At 60.9% G+C, this 12,029-nt stretch carries 13 protein-coding genes and 1 pseudogene; 10 read left to right on the forward strand and 4 right to left on the reverse strand.

The window, feature by feature from the left end; genetic code table 11:
* The first annotated feature begins 52 nt into the window (after positions 1 to 52).
* The 10 genes and pseudogenes from ACI512_RS00545 (at position 53) to ACI512_RS00590 (ending at position 7,577) form a co-directional block, all read left to right on the forward strand.
* On the forward strand, positions 53 to 1,156 hold the full coding sequence (locus ACI512_RS00545) for a PepSY-associated TM helix domain-containing protein (RefSeq protein WP_405121575.1): 1,104 nt from the start codon (positions 53 to 55) through the stop codon (positions 1,154 to 1,156).
* Positions 1,153 to 1,329 carry a hypothetical protein gene (locus ACI512_RS00550; protein ID WP_015886224.1) on the forward strand — a complete coding sequence of 59 codons (177 nt, stop codon included), beginning with the start codon at positions 1,153 to 1,155 and terminating at the stop codon, positions 1,327 to 1,329. Before ACI512_RS00545 ends, ACI512_RS00550 begins: the two co-directional genes overlap by 4 nt.
* A gap of 132 nt (positions 1,330 to 1,461) precedes the next feature.
* Positions 1,462 to 2,451, forward strand: a complete 990-nt coding sequence (locus tag ACI512_RS00555) for an NAD(P)-binding domain-containing protein (protein ID WP_250947497.1) — start codon at positions 1,462 to 1,464, stop codon at positions 2,449 to 2,451.
* Between the two features lie 49 nt (positions 2,452 to 2,500).
* Positions 2,501 to 3,262, forward strand: coding sequence for a transporter substrate-binding domain-containing protein (locus ACI512_RS00560; protein WP_250947496.1), 762 nt, complete (start codon positions 2,501 to 2,503; stop codon positions 3,260 to 3,262).
* Between the two features lie 109 nt (positions 3,263 to 3,371).
* Positions 3,372 to 4,091 carry an ABC transporter permease gene (locus ACI512_RS00565; protein WP_231808998.1) on the forward strand — a complete coding sequence of 240 codons (720 nt, stop codon included), beginning with the start codon at positions 3,372 to 3,374 and terminating at the stop codon, positions 4,089 to 4,091.
* Entirely contained in the window at positions 4,088 to 4,798 is a 711-nt protein-coding gene (locus tag ACI512_RS00570; RefSeq protein ID WP_093542465.1) for an ABC transporter permease, read from the forward strand. The genes ACI512_RS00565 and ACI512_RS00570 overlap by 4 nt, the downstream gene beginning before the upstream one ends.
* Before the next feature lie 38 nt (positions 4,799 to 4,836).
* Positions 4,837 to 5,625 carry an amino acid ABC transporter ATP-binding protein gene (locus ACI512_RS00575; protein WP_284738781.1) on the forward strand — a complete coding sequence of 263 codons (789 nt, stop codon included), beginning with the start codon at positions 4,837 to 4,839 and terminating at the stop codon, positions 5,623 to 5,625.
* A 92-nt stretch (positions 5,626 to 5,717) separates the two neighbouring features.
* On the forward strand, positions 5,718 to 6,335 hold the full coding sequence (locus tag ACI512_RS00580; protein ID WP_046034986.1) for a transcriptional regulator: 618 nt from the start codon (positions 5,718 to 5,720) through the stop codon (positions 6,333 to 6,335).
* 24 nt (positions 6,336 to 6,359) lie between these two features.
* Positions 6,360 to 6,455 (forward strand): annotated as a pseudogene (locus tag ACI512_RS00585) (N-acetyltransferase); the annotation flags it as partial.
* A gap of 492 nt (positions 6,456 to 6,947) precedes the next feature.
* Positions 6,948 to 7,577 (forward strand): glutathione S-transferase, encoded by a 630-nt coding sequence (locus ACI512_RS00590; protein ID WP_405121576.1) that lies wholly within the window; start codon positions 6,948 to 6,950, stop codon positions 7,575 to 7,577.
* 251 nt (positions 7,578 to 7,828) lie between these two features.
* On the opposite strand, the gene creD is transcribed toward ACI512_RS00590, so the two are convergent.
* The 4 genes from creD to ACI512_RS00610 are packed head-to-tail and all read right to left on the reverse strand — an operon-like array spanning position 7,829 to position 11,871.
* Positions 7,829 to 9,202 carry a cell envelope integrity protein CreD gene (gene creD, locus ACI512_RS00595; RefSeq protein ID WP_405121577.1) on the reverse strand — a complete coding sequence of 458 codons (1,374 nt, stop codon included), beginning with the start codon at positions 9,200 to 9,202 and terminating at the stop codon, positions 7,829 to 7,831.
* A gap of 51 nt (positions 9,203 to 9,253) precedes the next feature.
* Entirely contained in the window at positions 9,254 to 10,693 is a 1,440-nt protein-coding gene (creC, locus tag ACI512_RS00600; protein ID WP_231808995.1) for a two-component system sensor histidine kinase CreC, read from the reverse strand.
* Complete coding sequence (gene creB, locus ACI512_RS00605) at positions 10,693 to 11,361, reverse strand: two-component system response regulator CreB (RefSeq protein ID WP_015886234.1); 669 nt, start codon at positions 11,359 to 11,361, stop codon at positions 10,693 to 10,695. The genes creC and creB overlap by 1 nt, the downstream gene beginning before the upstream one ends.
* Before the next feature lie 9 nt (positions 11,362 to 11,370).
* Positions 11,371 to 11,871 (reverse strand): ATP-dependent zinc protease, encoded by a 501-nt coding sequence (locus ACI512_RS00610; protein ID WP_236380306.1) that lies wholly within the window; start codon positions 11,869 to 11,871, stop codon positions 11,371 to 11,373.
* Positions 11,872 to 12,029: the final 158 nt, after the last annotated feature.

The following is a 12,029-nucleotide window of genomic DNA, read 5'->3' on the forward strand; positions in this document are numbered from 1 at the left end:
ACCGCCAACGAAGGGCCGCCTGAACCGCGGCCCTTTTGCCTTTGGAGCCGTGATGAAAAGCAAAACCATCCGCCGCTGGTCCTTCATCCACACCTGGACCAGCCTGATCTGCACGGTATTCCTGCTGCTGCTCGCCCTCACCGGCCTGCCGCTGGTGTTTCACCACGAGATCGACCATCTGCTGGGCAACGAGCCGGAACTGGCGCAGATGCCTGCCGACACGCCGCAGCTCAACCTGGAACAGCTGGTGGCCAAGGCGCAGGCGCATCGGCCCGGCGAAGTCATGCAGTACCTGGCCTGGGACGAAGATGACAAGAACGGCGTGATCGCGATCATGGCGGCCACCGCCGGCACCGAGCCCAACTCGTCGCACACCTTCATGCTCGACGCGCGCACCGGCGACGCGCTGGAAACCCCGGCGGCCAATGGCGGGTTCACCTTGTTCCTGCTGCGCCTGCATGTGGATATGTTCGCCGGTCTGCCGGGCAAGTGGTTGCTGGCGTTCATGGGGGTGCTGTTTGTCGTGGCGATCATCTCGGGCACGGTGCTTTACCTGCCGTTCATGCGCCGCTTGAAGTTCGCCACCGTGCGCCAGGACAAATCCACCCGTCTGCGCTGGCTCGACCTGCATAACCTGATCGGCGTGGTTACATTGACCTGGGCGCTGGTGGTGGGTGTGACCGGCGTGATCAGCGCCTGCGCCGACCTGATCATCGCCGCCTGGCGCCAGGACAGTCTCAGCGCAATGATCGAGCCCTATAAAAACGCCCCGCCACTGACCCAGCGCGCACCGGCCAACGAGCTGCTGAACATCGCCGCCAAAGCCGCGCCCGGCATGGAGCCGGACTTCATCGCCTTCCCCGGCACGCGCTTTTCCAGTGAGCACCATTACGCCGTGTTCATGAAGGGCAGCACCCACCTGACCTCGCACCTGCTCACACCAGTGCTGATCGACGCCAGCACCCTGGCCGTCACCGCCATTGCCGAACGGCCCTGGTACATGGACGCCATGGGCATGTCCCAGCCGCTGCATTTCGGTGACTACGGCGGCATGCCGATGAAGGTCCTCTGGGCGGTGCTGGATGTGCTGACCATTGTCGTGCTGGGCAGCGGCGTCTACCTGTGGGTTGTCCGGCGCAAGGCGGGCAAGCCATGAAGCCGCGCCAGTCGAACTTCTGGAAGGTGTTTGCCTTCCCGCTGGGGATAGGCCTGCTTACGGCGGCAGGGTTGTTCGCGGCGTTATTGGGGGATGGGCTGTGGGATTCGCTGAGTTGGCTGGGGCTGGGGGTTCCGGCAGTCATTGCGCTCTGGGGGGTGCTGCACCGTTGAATCGGGGCAATCAATAGATCGCTTCTCAGCAATAATTAGACATTAATAACAACTTATACAAAGCATCTAAATACGCTTAATCTCTGCCCCAGATCACACATCCTGTGCCGACAGTTTGCGGGGCAATACGTAATGACGCTTCCCATCTATGACCTTGCCGACCTGCGCACTGTGCTGAAGCGCGACGACATGCTGCGCGTGGTGCGCGATGCCTGTATGCAACATGCCCAACACAACGTCATCAGTGCCAAGTCCGGCGAGCTGCTGTTCCAGGAACCTCCTGGGGACTGTCATATCAGGCTCGGCTATTTGCGGGGCGGGGAAACCTTCGTCGTCAAACTGGCCATGGGGTTCTATGAGAACCCGTCCAAGGGGTTGGACACCAATAACGGGTTGATGCTGGTCTTCAGCTCACACACCGGCAAGATCATCGCCATCCTCAACGATGAAGGCTGGTTGACCAGTTGGCGGACAGCCGCCGCCGGGGCATTGGCGGCGAAGGCCGGCGCTCCGCCACAGGTCACCGCGCTGGGTATTCTCGGCACCGGGCATCAGGCCGAACACCAGGCCCACTGGGCCGCACACCTCTTGGGGACCGACCGGGTGTTTATCTGGGGGCGGGACCCGGCCAAAGCCGCCCGGCTGGCAGAGAAACTGGGGCATCACGGTTTGTCGGTTCACGCGCTGGCCACGGTTGAGGAGGTGTTCGAGCACTGCAATGTCGTCATCACCTGCACGCCGTCAACCCAGGCAATTGTTCCGGTGTCCGCCGTAAAACCTGGCACCCATATCGTCGCCCTGGGCGCGGACAGCCAGGGCAAACAGGAACTTGACCCGCACATTCTGGCGATGGCCCAGGTCATCATGACCGACGACCACCGCCAATGCGCCGAGCGCGGTGAACTGGGGCATGCCCTTCGCGCCGGGCTGGTCACCAACACTGCCGACATCTCCCTGGGGCACGTGTTGGCAGGCAGCCTCCAAGGGCGCATCAACGCTGACGACGTGACCGTCGCTGACCTGACCGGCCTCGCAGCCCAGGACATTGCCATCGCCACCCTGGCGGTCGGGTTGGTCCGGGCCGTGGCGCCTGGCGATGCGGACAACGTCACGCCCGCCTAGGTACCGAATCAACACCTGAATAAACAATAACAATAAGGTAGGTATTCAAATGAAAAAGCCGCTTAGTACGATTTCCACAGCAACCCTCTGGCTGCTCTGCACCGTCGCGGGTGCGGCACACGCAGAAACACTGCGCATTGCCAGCGAAGGGGCTTATCCACCGTTCAATTACGTGGATTCCACCAACACACTGCACGGCTTCGATATCGACATTGCCAACGCCCTGTGTGAGCGAATGAAGGTCACCTGCACCTTTGTCACTCAGGACTGGGAGGGCATGATTCCCGCGCTGCTGGCGAAAAAATACGATGCCATCGTGGCCTCGATGAATGTCACCGAAGAGCGCAAAAAGAAAATCGCCTTCACTAACCGCTATTACCGCACACCGTTGTCGGTCGCCGTGGCCAACGACTCAGGCATCCGCGATGCCCAGACCGACTTTAAAGGCCTGACGGTGGGCGCCCAGTCTTATTCGACACAAGCCATCTACGCCGAAGAACACTATGGCGCGGCCGGCGCCACGGTGAAGCTCTACCCCTCCCAGGACGAAGCCGCCAGCGACCTGGCGGCCGGGCGCCTGGACGGTGTCATCGCCGACAAATACCCACTGCTGGCATGGGTAGAAAGTGCCGGCAAAGACTGCTGCAAGATCCTCGGGGACATTGACGGCACCAACACCGATGCGGCCATTGCGGTACGCCAGGGGGACGTCAAGTTGCGCGAGCGGCTGAACCGGGCGCTGGACGAAATCGTCGCCGATGGCACTTACAAAAAGATCGCCAGCCGCTACTTCGCCTTCGATATCTATTGACCTTCGGGGCCCGGGCACTGGCCCGGGACGCTCCTCCGGCACTGCGGCGCCGTGCTGATCTAGAGCACCGCGCACCCGTGCAGGTCAAATTTCGCGAGAGGGTTCTGGCATGCTCGAACAACTGTCATTGTTATCTTTTGCCAGCGATGGCTGGGGCTCAGCGCTGCTCGCAGGTGCGTTGGTCACGATCGCCCTGGCCCTCGCCTGCGTGCCGCTCGGTTTGCCGCTGGGCCTGGCAGTGGCGTTGGCTGCGCGGTCCAGGCGGCGCTGGCTGCGGACTGGAGCCACGGCATTTTCCACGGTATTCCGTGGACTGCCCGAACTACTGACCCTGCTGATCATTTATTACGGCTGCCAGATCGCCGCACAAAAGCTATTTGCCGCCATGGGTTACCAGGGCGAGGTAGCCATCAACACTTTCGTCGCGGCCATGATTGCCTTCAGCCTGGTGTTTGCCGCGTTTTCCAGCGAGATCTGGTTAAGCGCCCTCAAGACACTGCCCAAGGGTCAGCTGGAGGCGGCTGCCATGCTGGGCTTGTCCAAGGGCACGACCTTTCGCAGGGTGGTCCTGCCACAACTGACACGTATCGCCTTGCCCGGCCTGTCGAACAACTGGTTGTCACTGCTCAAGGACACCTCGCTGGTTTCGACTATCTCCCTGGTCGACCTGATGCGCCAGACCAGCCTGGCAGTCAGCGTGACCAAAGAACCCATGCTGTTCTACACCGTGGCCTGCTTGGGCTATCTGTTTTTCTCGGCGTTGTCCGGCCGCGTGTTCCATGTGCTCGAACGCTGTTTCAGCCGCCACCAACAGAGTGCCAAGCCATGAACATCGAGAACCTGTGGAGCACGCTGCTCAACGTGGCGTTGCTTGAACGTTACGCCCCACGCTTTATCGACGGCTTGCTGGTAACCGGCAAACTGGTGGCGATTTCTTTCAGCCTCGGGGCATTACTGGGTCTACTGATTGCCTTGGGCCGCTTGTCGACCTATCGCTGGGTGCGCGGCTTCACTGGCGTCTATGTGTACTTCTTTCGCGGTTCGCCGCTGCTGGTCCAACTGTTCATGCTGTATTACGGCCTGGGGTCTTTCAAAGGCTTCTGGCAAGAGGTCGGTCTCTGGTGGTTCTTCCGGGATGCCTGGCTCTGCACCCTGCTGGCCTTCACCCTGAACACGGCGGCCTATCAAGCCGAGATCATGCGCGGCGCCCTGACCGCCATCGCACCGGGCCAGCGCGAAGCCTCGCAAACCCTGGGCCTGTCTCGCTGGACCACCTTGAGAAAAGTCATCCTGCCGCAATCGCTGCTGGTCGCCATCGGGCCGCTGGGTAACGAACTGGTCCTGATGATCAAGGCCAGTTCCATCGCCTCGCTGGTCACTATTTATGACCTGATGGGCGTTACCAAACTGGCCTTCTCACGCACCTTCGATTTCCAGATCTACCTCTGGGCGGCGGTGCTGTACCTGGTCATCGTCGAAGTTGTCAGACGCGCGCTCAAACGACTGGAACGGTCACTGAGCAAGCACATCGGGTAATCCGGTCTCCCCCCACACTGCGGTCCAGAGGGCTAGTCATGAATTCGTACATCACCGCACCAGACGGTCTTTCCCTTTCTGCCCCGCCCACGCGAAAGTCCGTGGTGCAAATCAGTGGATTGAACAAATGGTATGGCAACTTCCAGGTCCTTCACGCCATCGACCTTAACGTCAGCCAAGGTGAGCGCATCGTTCTGTGCGGCCCTTCCGGTTCGGGAAAGTCGACCTTGATTCGCTGCATCAGCCGCCTTGAAATTGCCGAGAGCGGGGTCATCCGAGCGCTGGATACCGACCTCGGGAAACCTTCGCCGGCCAGGCATAAAGCGTTGCGCGAGATTGGCATGGTGTTCCAGAACTTCAACCTGTTCCCCCACATGACGGTCCTGCAAAACTGCACCCTGGCCCCGATATCGGTACGCGGCCTGTCACGCAGGCGCGCCGAAGAACACGCACGGCATTATCTGAGCAAGGTCGGTATCGAAAGCCAGGCGAACAAGTACCCCAGCCAACTTTCAGGCGGCCAGCAACAGCGGGTGGCGATCGCCCGGGCACTGTGCATGGAGCCGAAAATCATGCTGTTCGACGAACCCACCTCGGCACTCGACCCGGAAATGGTCAACGAAGTGCTGGACGTCATCGTCAAATTGGCCGACACCGGCATGACCATGCTGTGCGTCACCCACGAAATGGGCTTCGCTCGCCAGGTCGCCGAACGGGTGCTGTTCCTCGACGCGGGACGCATTGTGGAAGACCTGCCCCCAGAGCAGTTTTTTACCGAGCCCAAGAGCGACCGGGCTCAAGCCTTCCTGGCGCAGATCCACCGCTGAGCGCGCAGGTATCGCCAAGACCGGACAACCTGTCAAAGGCAGGGTCGACTCCGTACAATCAGTCCCTTCACATTCAAGTGCTTTATTTCCCCATGGCCAATATCGCGTTCATGAATGCAGCGGCGGACGGCATCGCTGCCTTGCTTTTCCCCGACCTGGAAGCGGTGGTTCACGATATCCGCAGCGGATTGATCGTGCACATCGCGAATGGTTTCTCCAAGCGCAAAGTCGGGGACGCCTCCCTGATTTGCAATCTGCCGGAGCTGGACCAGGGGCTGGATGTCATCGGTCCGTATGAAAAGGCCGGCCCCAATAACCGCACGCTGCGCTCAATCTCTATCGCGGCCCGCTCCGAAGAGGGCGACATCGTCGCCCTGCTGTGTCTGAACTTCGATATGACGGCGTTATCCCAGGTGCAAAAGCTACTCAGCGGCTTCGCCGTGGGCCTGCAACCTCAAGCGCGACCCGCGCCGTTGTTCAGCGCGGATTGGCGGGAAAAGCTCAACGACATCGTCGAGGCCATATCCGTCGAACACTGCGTGCGGCGAAGTGACTTTGGTCGCACCGAGATCATGTACGCCCTGGCGCAAGCCAGAGCCAATGGCCTGCTGGACATTCGCAACTTCGTCGATTATTTCGGCGAGTACTTCGATATTTCCCGGGCCACGGTTTACAACTACTTGAGAGCAATCCCGCCAGAAAAAAACTAACCACTCTGTGATTGCACCGTTCTACTGTGGCGAGGGAGCTTGCTCCCGCTGGGGCGCGAAGCGGCCCCAAAAAATGGGCCTGCTGCGCAGTCCAGCGGGAGCAAGCTCCCTCGCCACAGGAACAGCTCTTTCATCCTTACAACCCGTGCTTCCCGCTAGAACTGCGAACCCACCTATCAGGGCCGCTTCCAGGGATTGGGTACATACTGAAACGCTGTGAGCATTGGCAGATGCTCCTTGCGGACATCCAGCGGCGTTACGATAAAAGGTCCTCCCATATTCAGCGAAGCCAAGTCGTACTGGTCGTGTGATTTCGGGTAGAACCGTGGGTCAACCTGAAGCGCCACCTGCGCGTTGCCAGCGGGAGCCTTGACATGTTCCGCCTCCCAACTGCCTCTGGCACGTATCATATTAACGAGCGCTGGAGATGCCATCGAAGGGGCAAGTGCTCAGGCGGTGTGTTGAATATTCAGCATAGCGAAAACCTCCAGATGAATACTGCGAGTAGCCGTTCCACTCTAGAGCAGTCATCCTTACCTAGGCCTGAGGCAAAATCCCGAGACGGCCAAGAAAGAGCCCTTTCAACCAAGCAAATCGCTTCGAGGAATATGCATGTCCATAGCCAGCATGACCTTGTTCCACAACCCCGCTTCGCCGTTTGTGCGCAAAGTCCGCGTGCTGTTGATCGAAACCGGCCAGCAGGACCGCGTCGCCCTTCACGGCTGCATGCCGACCCCGGTCAACCCGGATGCGCAGCTGGTACAAGACAATCCCGTGGGCAAGATCCCAGCGCTGCGTCTGGCCGACGGCACAGTGCTGCACGACAGCCGGGTGATCCTCGATTACTTCGACCACCAGCACGTCGGCAACCCGCTGATCCCTCGTGACGGCTCGGCCCGCTGGCGCCGCCTGACCCTGGCCTCGATGGCCGATGGCATCATGGATGCCGCCGTGCTGGTGCGTTACGAAAGCGCCCTGCGCCCGGTGGAGAAGCATTGGGCCCCGTGGCTCGACGAGCAGCGCAACAAGATCCGTCGCACCCTGGCCGAGTTAGAGGCTGATGCGATTGCCGAACTGACCAGCCACTTCGACATCGCCGCCATCAGCGTGGCCTGCGCCTTGGGTTACCTCGATTTCCGTCACCCTGATATGCAATGGCGGTCGGATACCCCGAAGCTTGCCGCGTGGTACGCCGAGGTCAGCCAGCGGCCGTCGATGTTGGAGACGCAACCGCCCGTGTGACCTCAAGCCCCCCACGCCGGGCCGACAGTCTTTCTGTAGTGAGCGGGCTTGCCCCGCGCTGGGCTGCGCAGCAGCCCTAATCAAGCAGCCAAGGGTGTATCAGGCACTACTCAGCGGCTCATTTTGGGGCTGCTGCGCAGCCCACCGCGGGGCAAGCCCGCTCACTACACGGGGTCCGCGGAGGTCAGGAAATAGCTGATTTATCCTGGCCACCAACTGCGCCTTCATCTGCTGATCCTCCCGCAACCCGATCATTGCACTGCCTCCAGGTCAAACTCCAATGGGGCGGTCACCTTGCGCTTGCCCACGCCATACCAGTCCAGTTTGCGCGTCAGCACCATCACCGTGCCCAGCAGGCCGAACAGCAGCAGCGAGCCCATCAGCAACGCGTAATCTTCGGCACTCAGCAGCCCGTACAGCAAGCCATACAACGCCGCCAGCCCGGCCGAAAAGCCCAGGCCATGGGTCACACTGCGCAGTACGTGGCACACGTAGAAGCCAATCAACACTACACAGGCGCTCGCCGAGATCAGGTAGGCCGGAGCGAAGCCTATGTGCTCGGACAACGACAACAGCAGCAGGTAGAAAAACGCCAGCGCAACACCCACCAAGGCGTACTGGATCGGGTGCACCGCCAGGCTTTTGAGCACTTCGAACAGGAAGAAACCGGCAAACGTCAATGCGATGAACAGCAGCGCGTATTTGATCGCGCGGTCGCTCTTGAGGTACTGATCCACCGGGTCGATGAAGTTCACGCCGAAGCTGCGGTTGTTGAAGTCCTCACAGCCTTGCTTGTCCAGGCAGGTTTGCAGGGCTTGTTCGAGGTTGGTGGAGAAGAATGAGGTCTGCCAGTTGGCGGTAAAGCCGTTGTCGGTCACCTCGCGTTGTGCCGGCAGAAAGTTGCCGATGAAGCTGGGGTGCGGCCAGTTGGAGGCGAGTGACACCTGGCTGGTCTTACCCACCGGCACCACTTGCAGTTGCTCGGTGCCTTGCAGGCGCAGGTCAAAGGCAAAGTCCACCACACAGGGCTTTTTGCTGTCCTGCTCCGGCAGCGCTACGTGCACGCCCTCACCCAGCCAATCCACCTGGGAGCCCGGTTCGAACTCCAGGCGCTGGCTGCCCAGTTCCAGCTTCAGCGCGTTTTCGATGCCACGAATATCGCTGATACCCACCGCCAGAAACGCCGGGTCAAAGCGGTAATCGGCATAGTCTTCAGTGATGCCCAACTGCGCAGGCAACTCGAAACGCCCGCTGATGCGGTTGTCGGCATGGAACAGCCGCGCCTGGTAGATGCCCCGTGCGCGCAGCTCGGTTTGCACTTTACCGTCAAGCTCAAAACGGTCCGGCAGGAAATACAGACGACCGCGCTCTTCACGGGTGACTTCGTAGCGTTTGTTGAGTTTTTCATTGAGCTTCCACTCGCGCACAGTCTTGCGATACGGCACCACCATCACCGGGCCGGTGAGGCGCTGGGCGTAGCTGGAGCTGCGGGCAATGTCCATCAGGACGCCATCGCGCAGTTGCTGGCGGTCACTGATGATGCCGTTGATCATCAGCAATGGAATCAGCAACAGCAGGATCAGCAGCGCAATCGCGCCAAGTTTGAAAAGCAGGCTGCGGTTCATGGGTCTCTCCCTGTTTTGATGGGGAGAGTCTGGGCAGCCTGTGTGGGGGATTTATGTGGGCAATGTGGAGACTGTGTGGAGATGCAGCACCACCTGCACGCCGCCTTCGACATTGCCGATCTGCAGCGCGCCGCCGTGCAGCTTCATCACTTCCTCGACAAAATTGAGGCCCAGGCCGGTGCTTTTGCGCCCGCTGGCCGGGCGTGGCAGTGAGTAGAAGCGCTCGCTCAGGCGTGGCAGGGCGTAGTCAGGAATCGGCGCGGCCTGGTTGAACAGGCTCACCTGCACGTCGTTGTGTCGCGTCTGTGCGCCGAACCTCAACAGGCCGCCGGGCGGTGTGAAGTCCAGCGCGTTCTCCAGCAAGTTGCCCAGTGCCTGACGCAATAAGAAGGGTTCGCCATAGACCTTCACATCCACCGCAATCGCTTGTTCGATTTGCAGCCCAGCACCTTCAATTCGCGCACATTGGGCGTTGAGCACCTCATCGACCATGGCCGCCAACGGGATGCTGGCCTGCGCTTCCAGGCCCTGGCGTTGCTCGACCTGCGCCAGGTTCAGCAGACGCTCGATCAACTGCTGCAGGCGCGCGCTTTCGCTGTCGATATTGCCGACGAAGCGCTGCTGTTGTTCGCGGGTCATATCGCCCTGCAACAGCTCGGCCGCACCGCGTATCGCGGCCAATGGGCTCTTCAATTCGTGGGTCAGGGTGTGTACGTAGTGTTCGACGTAGGCTTTGCCCTCCAACTGCGTGCGCATGTGCTCCACGGCGGTGGAGAGCTGCTTGAGCTCACCGCCACGGTAATGCGGCAACTCGGCACGCCGGCCCTCGCTGACCGCCTCGGCGTAAGCCGTCAACCGACGTAGCGCAACGCTCAGCCACCACGACAACAGTGCGCCCAGCAGCAGGCCCAGAATCACCAGGCCGGCGCCATACCACAGCAGGCGACGCTCGGTGCGGTCGACATAAGGCTGCAACGAGCTATTGGGCTTGGCCACGGTGACCACGCCGATGATCTGGCCGTTGTCACGAATCGGCGCACCGACGTGCATCACCGACGAGGTAGGGTCATCGAGTTCGCTGCGGGTGGAACGGGCGCCGTATTCGCCGCGCAGGGTCAGGTACACGTCGTTCCACTTGGAATAGTCCTGCCCCACCGCTTCACCCGAGGAGTCGAGCAGCACGGTGCCCTTGGCGTCGGTCACGTAGATACGGTGGTTGACCTGGTTTTTCGGCAGCCCCCAGATGGTCGCGCCCGGCTGGCGATTGCCATAGGCCTTGAGCAGTTCCGGCCAGTGGCTTTGGCCGAGGGTGCCGTTCTTCACGTCATCGCGCAGGATCTCGGCCAGCAGGTTGGCAGTGTCCACCAGGGTTTCTTCGGTGGATTGGCGCACACCGGGGCGGATTTCCTTCATCACGGTGCTGAGCACAAAATAGCCGGTCAGGCCGATAAACAGGGCATACACCAGGAAAATCCGTAGCCCCAGGCGCATCAGCTGTTGCTCGGGCTGTAGCTGTAGCCGAGGCCGCGATGGGTCTGGATCGGCTCCGCATCGGCGGCCACGCTGCGCAACTTGCTGCGCAGGCTTTTGATGTGGCTGTCGATATTGCGTTCGTAGCCCGCATCGGCCGCCACACCGACCGCATCCAGAAGTTGCTCGCGGCTGAAGACGCGCTCGGGCTGTTCCAGCAGGCTTTGCAGCAAGCGGAATTCATGGCGTGTGAGGCTCAAAGGCTGGCTGCGATAACTGATCTGCATGCGCTCCAGATCAACCTGGAACACCGCAGGCGCAGCACTTGGGCCGATCCGTTTAAGGATCGCCCTGACCCGCGCCGTCACTTCCCGTGGGCTGAACGGCTTGACCACATAATCGTCGGCGCCGATCTCCAGCCCCACCACTCGGTCGATCTCGCCATCCCGGGCACTGAGGAACATCACCGGCACCTCGCTGAACCGGCGCAGTTGCTTGCAGGTTTCAAACCCGGTGATGTCCGGCAGGCCGATGTCGAGGATGACCAGGTCGGCCGGCGTCTGGCGCTGATAGGCCAGCGCCTCCTGGCCGAGGCTCAGCCAGGTGGTGGTGAAGCCCTCGCCTTGCAGGGCGAATATCAGTGTGTCGGCTATCGCCGCTTCGTCTTCGACAATCAGGATATGCGGCATGGTGGTCCGTCAGCAGTCCGGTTTGTCCGCAGTGTAACGACGCGCCGGGTTTACCGCAGCGCCGAATTCACGCAGGGCCTTGGCGCCGATCAGCAACGGGTAGTTGAAGCTGCTGCGGTCGGTGAGGTTGACCTCGACGGTGCGCTTGACGTTGCCCAGGCACATTTCGAGGTCGACCACCGGACGTTTGGCCACGGTCGGCTCGTCCTTGTCGTCGTCTTCGTCGGCGCGGCTCTTGATCTTGCTGATGCGCGAGACTTTGTGTTCGTAGACTTTATTGGACGCATCCTTGCCGCCGAGGCGGAAGCGCACCCAATCGTCGCCCTCACGGGTGAAGGTCTCGATGTCGCGGGCCGACAGCGAGGCGGTCAGCGCGCCGGTGTCCATCTTGGCCTTGAAGGTTTCGCCGATCTCCGGCAACTGGATGTATTCGTAGCGACCGTAAAGGGTCGGTTCGGCGGCCATGACAGGCAGGGCAGCCAGGGCGAGGGAGGCAAGGAGCAGTTTCACGAAGTGATTTCCTCGGAAAGAAGTAGGCGGATTCTAGACCGCAAAGGCAGCACTTAGTTAGCTCACCCCAGCATAACCGGCACATTGTGAAACATTCGTCCGGCGAATTGGGATTTGGCCTCTAGACTCAAGCTGCTTATCATGGCCCGCCCACAGGA

Source organism: Pseudomonas petroselini, from assembly GCF_045037875.1.
GTDB lineage: Bacteria > Pseudomonadota > Gammaproteobacteria > Pseudomonadales > Pseudomonadaceae > Aquipseudomonas > Aquipseudomonas petroselini.

Bases quoted from the DNA above. Each gene is read 5' to 3' on its own strand.
- ACI512_RS00545 (WP_405121575.1), top strand. From the start codon at position 53: ATGAAAAGCAAAACCATCCGCCGCTGGTCCTTCATCCACACCTGGACC.
- ACI512_RS00550 (WP_015886224.1), top strand. From the start codon at position 1,153: ATGAAGCCGCGCCAGTCGAACTTCTGGAAGGTGTTTGCCTTCCCGCTG.
- creC (WP_231808995.1), bottom strand. From the start codon at position 10,693: ATGCGCCTGGGGCTACGGATTTTCCTGGTGTATGCCCTGTTTATCGGC.
- ACI512_RS00560 (WP_250947496.1), top strand. From the start codon at position 2,501: ATGAAAAAGCCGCTTAGTACGATTTCCACAGCAACCCTCTGGCTGCTC.
- ACI512_RS00555 (WP_250947497.1), top strand. From the start codon at position 1,462: ATGACGCTTCCCATCTATGACCTTGCCGACCTGCGCACTGTGCTGAAG.
- ACI512_RS00565 (WP_231808998.1), top strand. From the start codon at position 3,372: ATGCTCGAACAACTGTCATTGTTATCTTTTGCCAGCGATGGCTGGGGC.
- creB (WP_015886234.1), bottom strand. From the start codon at position 11,361: ATGCCGCATATCCTGATTGTCGAAGACGAAGCGGCGATAGCCGACACA.
- ACI512_RS00570 (WP_093542465.1), top strand. From the start codon at position 4,088: ATGAACATCGAGAACCTGTGGAGCACGCTGCTCAACGTGGCGTTGCTT.
- ACI512_RS00590 (WP_405121576.1), top strand. From the start codon at position 6,948: ATGTCCATAGCCAGCATGACCTTGTTCCACAACCCCGCTTCGCCGTTT.
- ACI512_RS00580 (WP_046034986.1), top strand. From the start codon at position 5,718: ATGGCCAATATCGCGTTCATGAATGCAGCGGCGGACGGCATCGCTGCC.
- ACI512_RS00575 (WP_284738781.1), top strand. From the start codon at position 4,837: ATGAATTCGTACATCACCGCACCAGACGGTCTTTCCCTTTCTGCCCCG.
- creD (WP_405121577.1), bottom strand. From the start codon at position 9,202: ATGAACCGCAGCCTGCTTTTCAAACTTGGCGCGATTGCGCTGCTGATC.